Below are 17188 nucleotides of genomic sequence, written 5' to 3' on the forward strand. Positions count from 1 at the left end.
TCACTGCCTAGATCGGAACCTGGACCTGCTGCACGATCGAGCGCAGGATCGCATCCACTCCGACACCCTCCAGCTCCGCCTCCGGGCGCAACTGGACCCTGTGCCGCCAGACCGGCAGCAGCATCGCCTGCACGTGGTCCGGGGTGATCGAGTCGTAGCCGGAGAGCCACGCCCACGCCTTCGACGCGGCCAGCAGCGCCGTGGTGCCGCGCGGGCTCACTCCGAGCTTCACGGAGGGGCTGGTGCGGGTGGCGCGGGCCAGGTCGACGATGTACGCGAGCACGTCGCCGGTCGCGCCGACGGATGCTGCCGCTGCCCTGGCCGCGTGCAGTTCGGCAGCGCTGAGCGCCGGCGTCACGCCCGCGGCGGCGAGGTCGCGGGGGTTGAACCCGGCCGCGTGACGGCGCAGCACCTCGACCTCGGTGTCGCGCGGGGGCACATCCAGGGTCAGCTTGAGCAGGAAGCGGTCGAGCTGCGCCTCGGGAAGCGCGTACGTGCCTTCGTATTCGATCGGGTTCTGCGTCGCGGCGACGATGAACGGGTCCGGCAGCTGGCGGCTGACGCCGTCGACGCTGACCTGGCGCTCCTCCATCGCCTCGAGCAGGGCGGACTGCGTCTTCGGGGGCGTCCTGTTGATCTCGTCGGCGAGCAGGATGTTCGTGAAGACCGGGCCCTCGCGGAACTCGAAGCCGCCGGTGCGACCGTCGTAGACGAGCGAGCCCGTCACGTCGCCCGGCATCAGGTCCGGCGTGAACTGGATGCGCTTGGTGTCGAGGCTGAGCGCCTCGCTGAGCGAGCGCACCAGCAGTGTCTTCGCCACGCCGGGCACACCCTCCAGCAGCACGTGGCCGCGGGCCAGCAGAGCGATGATGAGGCCGGTGACGGCCCCGTCCTGACCGACGACGGCCTTGCCGACCTCCGTGCGCACGCGGGCGAGCGCGTTGCGGAGAGCGGTGGAGTCGTGGTCCTGGCTGTGGATGGGCGCTGCGCTCGATCCGGTCGTGACGTCGGTCATGCATCCATTCTTCCGGTCGGCCCCGACTCGGCGGGGGTGACTGCTGCCGCGGTCGCTCGTTCGAGCGTCGCGAGGTCGTCTGAGAGGGCGATCAGCTCGGCGTCCGTGCGCGGCACCGTGTCGATCAGGATCGCGTGGATGGCCGCCCTGTCGCGGCCGGTCACCGAGGCGACGGCGTCCGCGATCTCGGCGGCCGTCGCGGCGCGGGGCAGCCCGGTGAGCGTCGCCAGCCGCCCGATGGCGCCGATCCGCAGCGCGTCCGCCGCCCGCAGGCGGGCCGACGACCGCTGGTAGAGCCTGGCGCGGCCCTCGCGGGTCTCTCCGGCGCGCACCACCACGGGCAGGTTCTCGACCACCAGTGGGCCGAAGCGGCGTCCCCGCCAGAACGCTGCGGCGATGAACACGAGCACGAGCAGGATCACCACCGGCGTCACCCAGCCGGGCGTGAGCGCCCCGATGTCCGGGGCGCCGGTGACCGGCCGGTCGAGCATCGTCGGCAGATACCAGACGAGCGTGCGGTGTCCGCCGAGCACGCCGAGGGCGAGTGCGGCGTTGCCCGCGCGGTCGACCCCGTCGTTCATCAGGATGCCGGCCGAGCCGACCAGGTAGATCGTGCGGCCGTCGGACGTGGTCTTCACGAAGGCGTACTGTCCGCTGTTCGTGCGGAAGCAGCCGACCGCATCCCCGCCGTCCACGCGGAAGGTGCCCGCGACGCCCGCGTCCGCGGTGTTGTCGGTGGAGCGAGGGTCGATGCGCTCCGCCCTCACGGCGGCCGGCACGGCGCAGCCTGCGGCGACGGGGCCTTTCGCGGAGGGTGTGCCCGCTGCCGTCACGTGCGGCGCGAGCCTGTTCAGAGCGGCGAAGTCCGGCTCGACCACGACGATGGTGCTGGCGATGGCGGTCAGACGGTCGTAGCCGTCCCCGTCGAGGTTCCCGCCCTGGTCGAAGACGAGCACGGTCGTGTCGTCGGTCGCCACATCCTGCACCTGGCTCAGCGTGCTCGCCGTGCGCACGTCGACGCCCTGGCCGCGCAGCACCTGCGCGACCGCCTTCCCGCCGACAGGGCCGGCGTTGGCCGCGTCCAGCGGGATGCCCGCCGACGACTGACCGCCGGTGAGCAGCGCGCCGAGGAACGCGACGACGATCGCGATCACCGCGAGCACGATCCACGGGATGCTCTTCCTCCCGACCTGCCGGAGCCCGGGCGAGATCGCCGCGGCGTCCTCCGCGCCCGTCGGGGCCGCATCCGGTGCTGCGACCGGCGCTGTCTCTGGGGTGCGCTCGCGGTCGAGGGTCTGCTCCGTCACCGGACGCCACCGCCCTGCGCGACGGGCTGCTGCCCGAACAGCTGCGGGCGTGCCTCCTGCAGGCGCTGGTCGAGCGCGACGAGCTGCTGGTAGCGCGCCTCGGTGCCGGGACGCCCGAGGTAGCGGACCTCGTCGAACGCGCGTGCGGCGTCGAGCAGTCGTTCGCGTTCGGCAGGGACGGCGTTCGCCGCTCTGTGCGCGAACTCGGTCGCCGTCGTGCCGGGGCTCACGGTGACGATGGTGCGTTCGTCCATGCTCTGCGCGATGGCACGGAACTGCTCCTCGATCGCCACCACCCAGTCGCCTGCGGCTGCTGCGGACGCCGCGGAGTGCCGCAACTGTGCTGCGGTGCGGAGGTCGTCGTCGCCGAACAGCGAGCGGCGGCCGTCCGCCGTCCTCCTGTTCACACGGGGGCGGCCGAAGATGAAGAACGCTGCGACGATCAGCCCGGCGATCACCAGCACGACGGCGAGCAGCAGCACGGGGCCGGCGTCGCCGCCCGGACCCTGGAACAGCGAGGCGATCCAGTCCTGCACGGCCTTGGAGGCGAGGTCGAACCAGGTCGGCTTCGCGGTCTGATACTCGGGTTTCGCGAGTTCGTCGCCGATCCAGCGCCGAGCATCCGGTGAGCTCGGGTCGACAGGGATGTCGGCGCGCAGCAGAGAGAGGACGGCGCCCGTCATGCGGCGGGCGGGGGAGGCGGAGGCGGAGGGTATGAGCCGCCAGGCGGGTACGAGCCGCCGGGCGGGTACGAGCCGGGCGGGTACGAGCCCGGCGCCGGCGGGTACTGACCAGGCGCGGGCGGATACGGCGGCTGCTGCGTGAAGACCGGAGCGGACAGGTACGGGTCGGGGGCGTCCTGCCCGGTCTGGCGCGCCTCCACGAACCGCACCAGCTGCAGGTCCAGGCCCTCCTTGCGCATCCGGAGGTCGATGTAGATGAGTGCGACGACGGAGGTCTGCACCACGGCCATGATCGCGCCGACGATCGCTCCGACCACGCTGGCCAGCAGGTTGACGCCGAGCTGCCCGGCCAGCACCTGACTGAAACTGGACGCATCCGGCGAGGACAGCGACGTGGGCGCGAAGATGCCCCCGACGATGCCGCCGAGCAGGCCGAACGGGATGGAGATGATCTGCGCGACGGCGTAGACGATCACGGCGATGAGGGCGACCGTGCCGAAGGTCTTCCAGAAGTAGCCGGTGGTCAGCCCCCACGAACGCGCCATCGCACGGCGGATCGGGAGACGTTCGAGCACGATGGCGCTCGGCACGAGCACGAGCTTGGTGTTCAGCCAGATGGCGAGGACGATCAGGCCGAGGAACCCGAAGATGAGCACGAGCACGCCGCCGACCACCCCGGCGGGCCCGAGAGCGAACAGCACGGCGGTGATGACGGCGACCAGCGCGGCGGAGAGGAACCAGGCGAGGCCGAACAGGAAGGTCCAGGCGATCAGGGCGCCCACGCGCCCGCGCACCAGCCGCCAGACCCCGCGGAAGGTCAGCTTCTCGCCGACCGTCCCCCTGGCCACCTCGCCGACGATCACGCCCTGGAGCAGCGCGTTGGAGATGCCGTCGATCACGGCGGACAGCAGGCCGAGCACGATCGTGCCCCCGACCGCCCCCGCCATCAGGGCGCTGCGGTCGTCGGCGGTCGCGTTGATCGCCCTGTCCATCAGCAGGTAGATGCCGGAGAAGATGAGCACGCTCGCGATGATCGAGGGGATGCCCCTCAGCAGCAGCGCCGCGCCGACGGTGATCTTCGGGTTGCGCCGCAGCGTCTGGAACGGAGCGCCGATGAGCGTGCCGAAACTCAGTGGCCGAAGCGGGATGAGGCCGGGCTTCGGCGGGGGAGTCCAGCCGGGCTGCTGAGGGAAGCCTGCGCCGGGCTGGTCGTACTGGGTGAAGCCGGGCTGCTGCTGACCATAACCGGGCTGCTGCTGGCCGTATCCCGGCGCGTACTCCCCGTACTGCGGCGCGGGAGGGACGGGGGACTCGTTGCCCGCGCTCGCCCCTGCTCCATCGCCTGCCTGCGACCCCGGTGCCTGCCAGTTCTGCTCGTCGGTCACGCGGTGCCCCTCTTTCCCGTGCGTAGTCCGCTCCCATGCTGGCACATCCGGGGCGGGAGCACTGCCCCACCCACAGGGCACGTTCGGCAGGCTTTCACGGGTGGCGCAGGAGTGTCGACTACGCTGGCACGGAGACTTCAGCAGTCATCGGGACCTCAGTGGTCTCCGGCCGCCCGAGAATGGTTGTGGGAAACTTCGGAAATGAACAGTCGCATCCTGGTGGTCGACGACGACACCGCCCTCGCCGAGATGATCGGCATCGTGCTGCGCACCGAGGGATTCGACCCCGTCTTCTGTGAGGACGGCGCGCTAGCCGTCGACACGTTCCGCTCCTCGAAGCCCGACCTGGTGCTCCTCGACCTCATGCTGCCCGGACTGGACGGCATCGAGGTGTGCAGCCGCATCCGGGCGGAGTCCGGCACGCCCGTGATCATGCTGACCGCCAAGTCGGACACTGCGGATGTGGTCAAGGGCCTCGAGTCCGGCGCAGACGACTACATGGTCAAGCCGTTCAACCCGAAAGAGCTCGTCGCGCGCATCAAGACCAGGCTGCGTCCGGCATCCACGGTGCCCGTCGCCGAGCAGTTGCGGATCGGCGACCTCCTCGTCGACGTCGCAGGCCACGAGGTCAAGCGCGGCGACACCCGCATCAACCTGACCCCGCTCGAGTTCGACCTCCTGCTCGCCCTCGCCTCCAAGCCGCAGCAGGTGTTCACGCGCGAGATGCTCCTCGAACAGGTCTGGGGTTACCACTACAAAGCGGACACCCGCCTGGTGAACGTGCACGTCCAGCGCCTGCGCGCCAAGGTGGAGCAGGACCCGGACAACCCCAAGATCGTCATGACCGTGCGCGGGGTCGGCTACCGCGCCGGCGCCGTCACGTAGCACGCCGGAAGCGGCGCCCCGGATGCGGTACAGGTGGATGGACGGGCGATGGTGGCGGCAGCTTCCCTCGCAGCTCGTCGGCGTGTGGCGGCGCTCGCTGCAGGTCCGCACGGTCGCCATCACGCTGCTGCTGACCGGCATCGCCATCCTGATCACGGGCATCTACATGGCGCTCAGCATCAGCAACGACCTCTACCAGTCGCGGCTCGACCAGGCGCTCCGTGACTCCAGCAGGGCGACCACCTCCGCCCAGACCACGCTGAACGCCTCGGATGTCTCCGCGTCCGACACCGGGAAGAACCTGCTCAATTCCACGCTGCAGACCGTGCAGGGCGCCACGTCGAGCAGGCTCATCGCCGCCTACCGCGTGCCAGGGCAGGATGTGTCCGTGCCTGCGCCGCCCGACCGGTCCAGCCCCGGACTGAACGGCGTGATCTCCAGCGAGCTGCGCGCCCAGGTGCAGAACGGCGGGACCAAGCAGTTCTACCAGTCCGTCGCGCTGCCGGCGGGGAACGGGACCACCGACCCCGGCATCGTCGTCGGCACCCAGCTCACCCTGCCGAGCTACGGGCACTACGAGCTCTACATCGGCTACAACCTGCGCGATTCGGAGAACACCCTGCTGTTCGTGCAGGGCACCCTCCTGCTCGCCGGGTTCGCCCTCATCCTGCTCATCGGTGCGATCACCTGGGTGATCGTCCGGTTCGCCGTCCAGCCGATCCGGGTGGCGGCGGAGACCAGCGAGCGCCTGGCCGCCGGAGACCTGGCCGTGCGCATCCCGGAGCACGGTGAGGACGTGTTCGCGTCGCTGGCGCGCTCGTTCAACGGGATGGCGGACAGCCTTCAGAGCCAGATCAACCAGCTGGCGACGCTCTCGCAGTTGCAGCAGCGGTTCGTCTCGGACGTGTCGCACGAACTGCGCACGCCGCTCACGACCATCCGGTTGGCCGGCGACGTGATCTACGACCAGCGCGAGTCGTTCCCTCCAGCGACGGAGCGCACCGCCGAGCTGCTGCACACCCAGATCGAGCGGTTCGACCGGCTGCTGTCCGACCTGCTCGAGATCAGCAGGTACGACGCGGGCTCCGTCGCCCTCGACCCGGAGCCCACCAACCTGGTGCGCCTCGCCGACGACGTGGTCGACGAGCTGCGCACGCTGGCCGAGCAGAACGGCTCCGAGCTGCGACTGGATGCGCCGGGCGGCTACTTCGACGTCGGCATGGACCCGAGGCGCATCCGCCGCGTCGTGCGCAACCTCATCGGCAACGCCATCGAGCATGGCGACGGCAAGCCCGTGGTCGTGACCGTCGACAGCAACGAGAGCGCCGTCGCGCTCACCGTCCGGGACTACGGGATCGGGATGAGCCAGCAGGAGGTCAACCACGTGTTCGACCGGTTCTGGCGGGCGGACCCGTCGCGCAAGCGCACCATCGGCGGCACCGGGCTGGGACTCGCGATCTCGCTGGAGGACGCGACGCTGCACTCCGGCTGGCTGCAGGTCTGGTCCGCTCCTGGTGCAGGCTCCTGCTTCCGGCTGACCCTGCCGCGCGTGCCTGGCAAGGAGATCGCGTCGTCTCCGCTCCCGCTTCCGCCGGTCGACGCCGGAGCCACCGGGGTGGCCGGTGCGCGGGCGGGAACGCAGGAGCTGACGGACAAAGGGGCGACAGCATGAGACTCCACAGCCCGTTGCGCCGCACCGTCGCCGGTGTGGTCGCCGCCGTCGTGCTCTGCGTGCTCGCCGCGTGCGCGAGCATCCCGAGTTCGGGGCCGGTACGCCAGGGCGGTCCGGTTGCGCAGGTCAACGACCCGCTCGACCTCGACTTCAACCCGTCGCCGCCGGAGAAGGGCGCGACCCAGGAGCGGATCGTCCAGGGCTTCATCGACGCAGCGTCCAGCCCGAAGAACAACTTCGACATCGCCAGGAAGTACCTCACCAGATCGATGTCGGCCAAGTGGAACCCGGACGAGTCCGTGACGGTCGACGACGGCCGCAACCGGTCGTTCGACCACGACGGCAACCAGTGGAGCGTGCAGGTGAACCCGGTCGCCAACGTCGACAGCGTCGGTGCGTACCATCCAGTGTCGAGCACGGCGCCGGTCGGCCTCCGCTACGAGCTCGAGAAGCAGGACGGCGAGTGGCGCATCGCCGTGGCCCCGAACGGCGTGATCATCGACGACCCGACGTTCCGGTCTGTCTACTCCCAGCAGCCCGTCTACTTCTTCAGCCCCGACTACGCCTATCTGGTGCCGGATGCGCGCTGGTTCCCTGCCCGCGTCGCCACCGCGGCCACGCGGGTCGCGAGCGCCATCCTGGCCGGGCCGGCCAAGTGGCTGAACGGTGCCGTGACCAGCGCCTTCCCGCAGGGGACGCAGCTGGCGCTCCCGTCTGTGACGACCTCGGGAGGGGTCGCCAGGGTCGACCTGAGCTCGGAGGCCGGACAGGCGGACACGCTCGCCCTGCAGCGGATGCAGCTCGAACTCGAGCAGAGCCTCGGCAGCCTCGCGCAGAGCGTCGAGATCTCGATCGAGGGCAACCTGCAGCAGATCCCGCCGCTCAGCGACGCCAACGCGCCCACCCAGGACCCGCCCGTCGACTCCCACCCCATCGTCTACCGCCAGAACACCTTCGGCCTGCTGAGCGGGTCGAGCGTCACCGAGCTGAGCGGGATCAGCGACAAGATCGTCGCCCTGCAGCCCACCGCCGTCGCCCTGAACGCGGCACGGGATGAGGCGGCCGTGCTGTCCCACGGCGCGGCGTACGTCGTGCGCAAGAGCGCGGAGCCCGCAAAAGTGGATGCGCGCCCCGGCCTGATCGCGCCCGCCATCGACACGAGCGGCTGGGTCTGGTCGGTGCCGCAGGGCAGCCCGGGCGCGCTGCAGGCGTACAGCCAGGACGGGCAGGCGCATCCGGTGAAGACTGCGTGGCCGTCTGCGTCCGCGATCGAGTCGCTCGCGGTGTCCCGCGACGGAACGCGCGTGGTCGCGCTGCTCACGAACGGCCCGCAGACGCTCCTGGTCGCTGCGGGCGTCGTCCGCGGTGAGGCAGGGGTGCCGACAGCCCTCACCGAGCCGATCGAGCTGGCCGTCGGCCAGGGGACCCCACGTTCCGTCGCCTGGACCGGCGAGCTGACGGTCGCCGTGCTCAGCGACCTGAGCGGCGACGCGACGTCGATCTCCGAGCAGACCATCGGCGGCACGTCCACCACGACGGCGGGTCCGGGAGGGGGCATGACGATCGTCGGAGCAGGCGGCCTCGCCCGCTACCTGGTGCTCACCTCCGACGGCTCGCTGCAGGCCCCGACGGGCACAGGCTGGCAGGCGCAGACCGACAAGGTCGGCGCCGTCGCGGTACAGCTCGGCCAGCCGTGACCCTGCGGCGCTGAGAGCGGCGCAGCTGTTCTCTCCACAGGCCAGGTAGTTTGGCGCGTTCTCCACCGATTCCCACCGCCCGGTCCGCCGCGACCTCCCGCACGGGATGCTCGAACCATGACACCGACCACCCTGATCCGAGACTCCCTCCTCGACGCGGCCGCCGTGCTGCTCCCCGTGCGCTGTAGCGGCTGCGGCCGCCCAGACTGCGCCGTCTGCGCGAACTGCACGCGCGCCATGCGGCCAGGACCGATCGCGCCGGACGCCTTCGACCCTCCGCTGTTCGCTGCGCTCGACTACGACGGCGTGACCAGGCGCGTGCTGCTCGCCTTCAAAGACGGAGGGCGAACCGACGCCGCGCCCGTGCTCGCCGGAGCTTTGCGGGCGGCCATCATGGCAGCCCTTCCTCAGCTGCGACCGGATGCGCCTCCCGTGCGTCTCCGCCCTGATGCACCGCGCGCCGTCCTCCCCGTCGTCATCCCGTCGACCCGCGCCGCCTTCCGCCGCAGGGGATACCATCCGACGGCGATGCTCCTGCGCCGGTCGCGCATCCTGTCGCCCCCGTTGTGGCGCGCGCTGCGGCTCACCAGGCAGACCCACGACCAGGTCGGCCTCACCGCCGGCCAGCGTGCAGGCAACCGGGAGGGCAGCCTCGTCGCGTCCCCGCGGCTGCAGGGGAGGGACTGCCTGATCGTCGACGACATCGTCACCACGGGTTCCACCGTGCGGGAGGCGGCACGTGCCGTCGCCGCAGCCGGAGGCAGGATCGTCGCCGCCGTAGCAGTCGCGCGGACGCCGCTGCGAGGGGGCACGCCGCGGTTGTCCTGACGCACGGGGACCGCTCGGGAAACCTTCGGCAGATAGAGCACTTCTCCCTGTTCACTTCCGAGGCGGACGGCACTACGGTGGTCGAAAAGGTGTGGATGACCCGCCCTTCGTGATCCGGGCGGACGGCACGCCGGAACAGGGAGGTCTCCATGGACATCAACATCATCGGACGCAACCTGGGAATCACCGATCGTTTCCGTGAATACGCGACTGAGAAGGCGGAAAAGGTCTCGCACCTCGCCGAACGCGCGATCTCTTTCGAGATCAAAGTCAGCCGTCACAACGAGAAGGTCGGCACCCAGAACGGCGATGATCGCGTCGAACTGACACTCGTCGGCCCCAAGGCCGTCGTGAGGTCGGAAGCGACCGGGACCGACAAGTACGCGGCGTTCGACATCGCCCTCGGAAAGCTCCTGGAACGGGTGCGCAGGGCGAAGGACCGTCGCAAGGTGCATCGCGGCCAGCACAGGCCGACGTCGCTCCGAGAGGCGAGCACGGACGGCTTCAGCGCCGTCGGACTCGCAGCGGCCCCCGTCGCAGTACTCGATCAGGTGAGGACGGGCAGCGTTCCCGTCGTCTCCGATGATGCGGAAGGAGCGGAGGAGGCGGAGGACGATTACAGCCCCGTCGTCATCCGCAAGAAGGTGTTCGCCTCCGTCCCCATGACCGTCGACGACGCTCTGTACTACATGGAGCTCGTCGGCCACGATTTCTACCTCTTCATCGACCAGGAGAACCAGCGCCCGAGCGTCGTCTACCGCCGCAAAGGCTGGGACTACGGCGTGATCGCCCTGGACGACGAGGCGGAGGAACTGCAGGAGGTCGCGACCGCGAGCCGCAAGCTCGGAGGCTGACCGGCATCCGGTCTCGGTGCCACCGGCTTTGTGACACCGGAACAGCGCCGATGGTGGCGGCCCAGGCGGCCGTCACCATCGGCGCCCCTGTTTGCCTCCGTCGAATCCTGCCCGACTCCCTGCGCAAAACCCTGCTATACGTACCATAAAAGCTCCGCTCGATGTACCATAAAGAGCCTGCTCGGCGTGCCACAGAGCGTTTGCCCGCCGCAGCACAGCGCGCGGGCGAGGCAGATTTCGTGCGGAGGGCACATGACGTATACCGAACGCACCCTCGATCGCGTCCTCGATCTGCTCATGGTCGACCTCCCCGCGATTGCGATCGAAGGACCGAAGGGCGTCGGAAAGACCGCGACAGCGGAGCAGCGAGCAACGCGCGTGTTCCGCCTCGACGATCCTGAGGACGCCGAACTGCTGCGCGCTTCCCCGGGCATGATCGCAACCGCCGAGCGTCCGGTCCTCATCGACGAATGGCAACGATATCCGGCGTCCTGGGACCTCGTGCGACGCGCAGTCGATACGGACTATCGTGGCGGCCAATTCCTGCTCACCGGGAGCAGCCTGCCAGCGGATGCTCCGGCGCACACCGGGGCTGGCCGCATCGTCTCGCTTCGAATGCGAGGGCTCTCCTTCGACGAACGAGCGATCGAACGGCCCACGGTGTCGTTCGGAGGTCTCTTCGATGGTGGACAGGACATCGCGGGGCGCACGACGATCGATCTGTCCCGATACGTCGAAGAGATCGCCGCTTCGGGGTTTCCTGCCGTCCGCACCCTGAGTTCACGCGCGCGCCGAGCAACGCTCGACGGGTACATCACGCGAATGCTGGAGCACGAACTCACCGAGCGGGGGGTCGGAGCACGGCAGCCCCTGCAGCTGCGCCGTTGGCTGGCCGCGTATGCGCGGGCCACGGCATCGACGGCCACGCACTCGACGATCGCCTCCGGTGCCCACGAGAACGAGGGTGGCGCGACACCACGGCAGACCGTGAACCGGTATCGCGACGCGCTGGCTCAGTTCTGGATGCTCGACGAGCTTGCCGCCACAAACCTGCCCTTGACCGGTATCCGCCTCGGCGAGGCACCGAAGCACTTCCTCGCCGATCCGGCCATCGCTGCCCGACTGCTCGACCTGGACGAGGACCGGCTCATCGCCGGGGCAGCCACCGACATGCTCGGGCCCCAGGACCGGACCGCGCTCGGCGCCCTCTTCGAGGCGCTCGTGGTGATGACCGTGCAGACGCACGCACAGGCTGCCGACGCACGCCTTTCCCACCTTCGAACTCGTAACGGCGACCATGAGATCGACATCATCGCGCGTCGTCACGATGGAAGGACCGCCGCGATCGAGGTGAAGCTCGCTGGCGCTCCGACCGACCGGGACGTGCGGCATCTGCTGTGGCTGAAACGGCTCCTCGGCGACGATCTCGCGGATATGGTCGTCGTCACCACCGGCCCCTATGCGTACCGGCGGACTGACGGTGTCGCTGTAGTCCCGCTCAGCCTTCTCGGACCGTGAACGCCCGGCGCCCCGCTTTCCGGAGCGCCCTCACAGGAACTACCCGCCGAACGCAACGGCGAAACAAGTACGATATGTCTAGCGTCGGCCACGGCCGGCGGTTCGACGTGCGCCCGACTGGGCGACAGGCGACATCAGCCTGAACAAACAAAGTGGAGTGCATACGTGGCCTCAGTATTGGAAAGGGTCCTCCGAGTCGGCGAGGGCCGTACCCTCCGTCGCCTGGAGGCGTACGCCAAAGCGGTGAACGCGCTCGAGGACGACTTCAGCGAACTCACCGACGAAGAGCTCATGCACGAGACCGTCGAATTGCGGGAGCGATACAGCAACGGCGAGTCCCTCGACGACCTGCTGCCCGAGGCCTTCGCCGCGGTGCGCGAGGCCGCGAAGCGCACCCTCGGGATGCGTCACTTCGACGTGCAGATCATGGGCGGCGCCGCCCTGCACCTCGGCAACATCGCCGAGATGAAGACCGGTGAGGGCAAGACCCTCGTCGCCACGACGGCCGCGTACCTCAACGCGATCGCCAGCCGCGGCGTCCACGTCATCACGGTCAACGACTACCTCGCCAGCTATCAGTCCGAGCTGATGGGCCGCGTGTTCCGCGCGCTCGGCATGAGCACCGGCGTGATCCTCGCCGGCCAGACGCCGGAGGAGCGCCGCGAGCAGTACGCGGCAGACATCACGTACGGCACCAACAACGAGTTCGGCTTCGACTACCTGCGCGACAACATGGCGTGGCAGGCGAGCGACATGGTCCAGCGCGGCCACTTCTTCGCGATCGTCGACGAGGTCGACTCCATCCTCATCGACGAGGCCCGCACCCCGCTGATCATCTCCGGTCCGTCCTCCGGTGAGGCGAACCGCTGGTTCAACGAGTTCGCCAACCTCGCCAAGCGTCTCGAGCCGGAGGTCGACTTCGAGATCGACGAGAAGAAGCGCACCGTCGGCGTGCTCGAGCCCGGAATCGAGAAGGTCGAGGACTACCTCGGCATCGACAACCTCTACGAGTCGGCCAACACGCCGCTCATCTCCTTCCTCAACAACGCGATCAAGGCGAACGCCCTGTTCAAGCGCGACAAGGACTACGTCGTGATGAACGGTGAGGTGCTGATCGTCGACGAGCACACCGGCCGCATCCTGATGGGTCGCCGCTACAACGAGGGCATCCACCAGGCCATCGAGGCGAAGGAGGGTGTCGAGGTCAAGGCCGAGAACCAGACCCTCGCCACGGTCACCCTGCAGAACTACTTCCGCCTCTACAAGAAGCTGTCCGGCATGACCGGTACGGCCGAGACGGAGGCCGCCGAGTTCATGAGCACGTACAAGCTCGGCGTCGTCCCCATCCCGACGAACAAGCCGATGCAGCGCATCGACCAGTCCGACCTCGTCTACAAGAACGAGCAGGCGAAGTTCGCCCAGGTGGTCGAAGACATCGCGGAGCGCCACGAGAAGGGCCAGCCTGTCCTCGTCGGAACGACCAGCGTCGAGAAGAGCGAGTACCTCTCCCGCCTGCTCGCCAAGAAGGGCGTGCGGCACGAGGTGCTCAACGCCAAGAACCACGCGCGAGAGGCCGCGATCGTCGCGCAGGCCGGACGCCTCGGCGCCGTCACCGTCGCCACCAACATGGCCGGTCGTGGAACAGACATCATGCTCGGCGGCAACGCCGAGTTCATCGCCGTCGCCGAGATGAACGCCCGCGGCCTGTCGCCCGTCGACACCCCGGAGGAGTACGAGGCGGCCTGGGATGAGGTCTTCAACTCCGTCAAGGAGAAGGTCCAGACCGAGGCGGACAAGGTCGTCGCGGCGGGCGGGCTCTACGTGCTCGGCACGGAGCGCCACGAGTCGCGCCGCATCGACAACCAGCTGCGCGGTCGTTCCGGCCGTCAGGGCGACCCGGGCGAGAGCCGCTTCTACCTGTCGCTGACCGACGACCTGATGCGCCTGTTCAACGCGGGAGCAGCCGAATCGCTGATGGGCAGAGGAAACGTCCCCGACGACCTCGCCATCGAGTCGAAGGTGGTCAGCAGGGCCATCCGCAGCGCCCAGTCGCAGGTGGAGGCCCGCAACGCGGAGATCCGAAAGAACGTCCTCAAGTACGACGACGTCCTCAACCGCCAGCGCGAGGCGATCTACGGCGACCGCCGTCGCATCCTCGAGGGCGACGACCTGCACGAGCGCACGCAGCAGTTCCTCACCGAGGTGATCGACGACATCCTCGACCAGCACACGGGCGAGGGCAACGGCGACGACTGGGACTTCGACGCCCTGTGGGCCGAGCTGAAGACGCTCTACCCGGTGGGCGTGACGATCGACGAGGTCATTACCGAGGCGGGCAACAAGGGCAAGATCAACCGCGACTTCATGCGCCGCGAGATCCTGTCGGATGCGCGGATCGCCTACAAGAAGCGCGAGGAGTCGCTCGGTTCGCCCGCAATGCGCGAACTGGAGCGCCGCGTCGTCCTCTCGGTGATCGACCGCCGCTGGCGCGACCACCTCTACGAGATGGACTACCTGAAGGACGGCATCGGCCTGCGCGCGATGGCCCAGCGCGACCCGCTGGTCGAGTACCAGCGCGAGGGCTACGCGATGTTCCAGCAGATGATGGGCTCGATCCGCGAGGAGACGGTCGGCTTCCTGTTCAACCTGGAGGTGGAGGTCAACGAGGCTCCCGGCGAGGTCGAGGCGCCGAGCGTGGCCGCCAAGGGCCTCGGCCGCGGCGACGACGACGCCCCGCTCAGCTACTCGGCTCCGAGCGACGCCGGCGGCGTCGAGGTCCGCAACCAGCGCGGCCAGATCGAGCAGAGCGCCACCGCCCGCGCCCAGCGTGCGCAGGCGCAGCTGAACGAGGCATCGGCGCCCCCCGCACAGGGCGGCACCCAGCGTGGAGCCTTCGGCCAGCGCGTCTCCGACAGCGACGACGCCGCGCCCGCCAACCGCGCAGAGCGCCGCGCCCAGGGCAAGAAGCGCTGACCAGCTCCTGACCGACCACGAATGGCCGCCCCGCCCGGGCGGCCATTCGCGTCTCCGCCTGGTGACTTCACAGCACGGTCATCGCGCTCGCCCTCCAGCGCGAGCCGACCACGTCGAGGCGCATGGCGACGGCGCGCGTGCGGTTGGGCTGGTGCACGAGCACGACGGCCTCGATCACGCCCTCGCGGGGCGTCGCGATGTACGGCTCGCCGACCCAGAGGCGCGGGCGCTGCACCGGGTTGCCCGCGATCTTCCTGGTGCGCTCCGAGATGGTGGTGCGTCGCAGCAGATGCACGAAGACCGAGTCGCTCACCCAGCGGCTGAGCTGGTCGATGTTCCTCGCTCCGGCCAGCACCTCGATGACGCGCAGAGCGAGGTTGGCTGCGAGGGGCGCCGGATCGGGCAGCCCGTCCGGGCGCGGGGCGGCTGGAAGCTCTGCGACGGACCGGAACGGCGCTGCCCCACCCTCGGGTGCCCGGCCGCGTCCACGCGCCTCCTGAGCCGCTTCAGGCGCAGCCACCGCATCCACCCCCTGCCGCGCCCGGAGGCGCATCCCGGCCCGTTCGCGGAGGGTGGTCGGGCTGGTGCGGTCGTCGTGGTGGTTGAGAACGGTGGTCACAGGAGTTTTCCCCTCGTCGTGGCCGCGGCTGTGCGGCGACTTGCTTCGGTGCTGGCAGCGGGAAGCCTCTCCTCGCTCCGGCTGCCGCGTGAGTGTCACTCAAGCAGGCGCGTCCGCGGGGAGTCCAGGGCTCTAACACAGGCTGTGGATAACATCCGTGATCGTGTCGGGGGACTGCCTAGACTAGGTGCGTGTCGACGCTCAGTGATCTTGTGCATGCCCATACCCGTTCCTCGGAGGAGGACGTCGATTGGCTGCACGGCCTCGTCGGGGACTGGCAGCTTCTCGCCGATCTGGCCTTCGCCGACATCGTGCTCTGGGTGCCGACCACCGATGACGATTTCGTCGCCGTCGCGCACGCGCGCCCGTCGAGCGCCGCGACCCTGTTCTACCGTGACTTCGTCGGCCAGCGGATCAAGCCGGAGTGGCGGCAGCAGGTCACGGATGCGTTCCAGACCAAGCAGATCATCGACACCAACGCGCCGGACTGGTTCGAGGAGACGCCGACCAGGGTGCTCGCCGTCCCAGTCATCCGGCGGCTGAGCGTCAACTCTCCGGAGACCGCCGAGCAGCCTGTCGCCGTCATCACGCGGCACTCCAACCTCAGCGAGGCGCGCACCCCCGGCCGTCAGGAACTCACGTTCAACGCGTGCGCCAACGACCTCTTCAACATGATCGCCACCGGCGACTTCCCCGACCTGGGGGCGCCGAGCGGCCCGCGGCGTGGAGCGCCCCGCGCCTCCGACGGACTCATCCGGCTCGACGTGGATGGGATCACCACCTTCGCCAGCCCGAACGCCCTCAGCGCGTTCAACAGGATGGGCTTCACCGAGGAGCTGGAGGGCGAGTCCCTCGCTACCGTCACCACCCGGTTGCTGTCCGGCCGGATGACCGTCGACGAGTCCCTTCCGCTCGTCGTCACCGGGCGTGCACCGTGGCGCACCGACATCGAGGCGCGCGGCGTCACCGTGTCGCTCAGGGCCATCCCGATCCGCAACAGGGGGGAGCGCGTCGGCGCGATCGTCCTCTGCCGCGACGTGTCCGAGCTGCGGCACCAGGAGCGCGAGCTCATCACCAAGGATGCGACCATCCGGGAGATCCACCACCGGGTGAAGAACAACCTGCAGACCGTCGCGTCGCTGCTGCGCATCCAGGCCCGACGCACGCACTCGGAGGAGGCCAGGGAGGCCCTCAACCAGGCGATGCGCCGGGTGGCGGCCATCGCGGTCGTGCACGACACACTCTCCACCGGGCTCAACCAGATCGTCGACTTCGACGACGTGTTCGCCCGGGTGCTGCTGCTGGTGGCCGAGGTCGCGTCGAGCCACAACACGACCGTGCACCCGAAGTCGTCCGGCAGCTTCGGTTCACTGCCGAGCGAGTACGCGACGCCGCTCGCGCTCGCACTCACCGAGCTCGTCACCAACGCCGTCGAGCACGGGCTCGCGGGTCGCGAGGGCGAGGTGGAGATCATCGCCGACCGCTCGGAGGACTCGCTCACGGTCAAGGTGGTCGACAACGGCTCCGGCCTGCCGGAGGGCAAGGTGGGCAGCGGGCTCGGCACGCAGATCGTGCGCACGCTCATCCAGGGCGAGCTGGGCGGCACGATCGACTGGCACACGATGATGGGGCAGGGCACAGAGGTGACCATCGAGGTGCCGCTGCGCTACCTCACGAAGTCATAACGTCCGATCGTTCGCACCTGCCGCAGCCATCTGTAGCGGTGAAAACGTGGTTCGGGACGAATCGTTC

The 17188-nt window shown here is 69.3% G+C and carries 13 protein-coding genes; 8 read left to right on the plus strand and 5 right to left on the minus strand.

What is annotated here, in order from left to right; genetic code table 11:
- Positions 1–7: 7 nt before the first annotated feature.
- Genes AC1ROC_RS11555 through AC1ROC_RS11570 form a run of 4 tightly spaced genes read right to left on the minus strand, consistent with a single transcriptional unit; the run spans position 8 to position 4390 of the window.
- Positions 8–1015 carry an AAA family ATPase gene (locus AC1ROC_RS11555; RefSeq protein WP_085371327.1) on the minus strand — a complete coding sequence of 336 codons (1008 nt, stop codon included), beginning with the start codon at positions 1013–1015 and terminating at the stop codon, positions 8–10.
- The gene (locus AC1ROC_RS11560) at positions 1012–2322 is read right to left on the minus strand and encodes a DUF4350 domain-containing protein (RefSeq protein ID WP_256922147.1); all 1311 of its coding nucleotides are present in this window, start codon (positions 2320–2322) and stop codon (positions 1012–1014) included. The genes AC1ROC_RS11555 and AC1ROC_RS11560 overlap by 4 nt, the downstream gene beginning before the upstream one ends.
- Positions 2319–3005 (minus strand): DUF4129 domain-containing protein, encoded by a 687-nt coding sequence (locus tag AC1ROC_RS11565; RefSeq protein ID WP_085371326.1) that lies wholly within the window; start codon positions 3003–3005, stop codon positions 2319–2321. Before AC1ROC_RS11565 ends, AC1ROC_RS11560 begins: the two co-directional genes overlap by 4 nt.
- Positions 3002–4390 (minus strand): hypothetical protein, encoded by a 1389-nt coding sequence (locus AC1ROC_RS11570; protein ID WP_493000265.1) that lies wholly within the window; start codon positions 4388–4390, stop codon positions 3002–3004. Before AC1ROC_RS11570 ends, AC1ROC_RS11565 begins: the two co-directional genes overlap by 4 nt.
- 201 nt (positions 4391–4591) lie before the next feature.
- Between AC1ROC_RS11570 and mtrA the strand changes: the two genes are divergently transcribed.
- The 7 genes from mtrA to secA all read left to right on the plus strand — a co-directional run bounded on the left by mtrA (position 4592) and on the right by secA (position 14817).
- Complete coding sequence (mtrA, locus tag AC1ROC_RS11575; RefSeq protein ID WP_493000267.1) at positions 4592–5275, plus strand: MtrAB system response regulator MtrA; 684 nt, start codon at positions 4592–4594, stop codon at positions 5273–5275.
- A 37-nt stretch (positions 5276–5312) separates the two neighbouring features.
- Positions 5313–6947: an MtrAB system histidine kinase MtrB gene (mtrB, locus tag AC1ROC_RS11580; RefSeq protein WP_256922145.1), complete on the plus strand. Its 1635-nt coding sequence runs from the start codon at positions 5313–5315 to the stop codon at positions 6945–6947.
- Positions 6944–8644: an LpqB family beta-propeller domain-containing protein gene (locus tag AC1ROC_RS11585; RefSeq protein ID WP_493000269.1), complete on the plus strand. Its 1701-nt coding sequence runs from the start codon at positions 6944–6946 to the stop codon at positions 8642–8644. The genes mtrB and AC1ROC_RS11585 overlap by 4 nt, the downstream gene beginning before the upstream one ends.
- A gap of 117 nt (positions 8645–8761) precedes the next feature.
- The gene (locus AC1ROC_RS11590) at positions 8762–9472 is read left to right on the plus strand and encodes a ComF family protein (RefSeq protein ID WP_493000271.1); all 711 of its coding nucleotides are present in this window, start codon (positions 8762–8764) and stop codon (positions 9470–9472) included.
- A 149-nt stretch (positions 9473–9621) separates the two neighbouring features.
- The gene (gene hpf, locus AC1ROC_RS11595; RefSeq protein WP_085369944.1) at positions 9622–10326 is read left to right on the plus strand and encodes a ribosome hibernation-promoting factor, HPF/YfiA family; all 705 of its coding nucleotides are present in this window, start codon (positions 9622–9624) and stop codon (positions 10324–10326) included.
- Between the two features lie 252 nt (positions 10327–10578).
- Positions 10579–11844 (plus strand): ATP-binding protein, encoded by a 1266-nt coding sequence (locus AC1ROC_RS11600; RefSeq protein ID WP_493000273.1) that lies wholly within the window; start codon positions 10579–10581, stop codon positions 11842–11844.
- 165 nt (positions 11845–12009) lie between these two features.
- Positions 12010–14817, plus strand: a complete 2808-nt coding sequence (gene secA / locus AC1ROC_RS11605; protein ID WP_085369945.1) for a preprotein translocase subunit SecA — start codon at positions 12010–12012, stop codon at positions 14815–14817.
- A gap of 67 nt (positions 14818–14884) precedes the next feature.
- Here secA and AC1ROC_RS11610 read toward each other — a convergent pair whose 3' ends face one another.
- Positions 14885–15436, minus strand: a complete 552-nt coding sequence (locus AC1ROC_RS11610) for an Rv3235 family protein (RefSeq protein ID WP_493000275.1) — start codon at positions 15434–15436, stop codon at positions 14885–14887.
- A 191-nt stretch (positions 15437–15627) separates the two neighbouring features.
- On the opposite strand from AC1ROC_RS11610, the gene AC1ROC_RS11615 reads away from it, so the two are divergent.
- A complete protein-coding gene (locus tag AC1ROC_RS11615; RefSeq protein WP_085369947.1) occupies positions 15628–17121 on the plus strand; it encodes a sensor histidine kinase in 1494 nt (497 codons plus the stop codon).
- Positions 17122–17188: the final 67 nt, after the last annotated feature.

The sequence above is a fragment of the Leifsonia sp. GW821-FHT13C05 genome, from assembly GCF_058806515.1.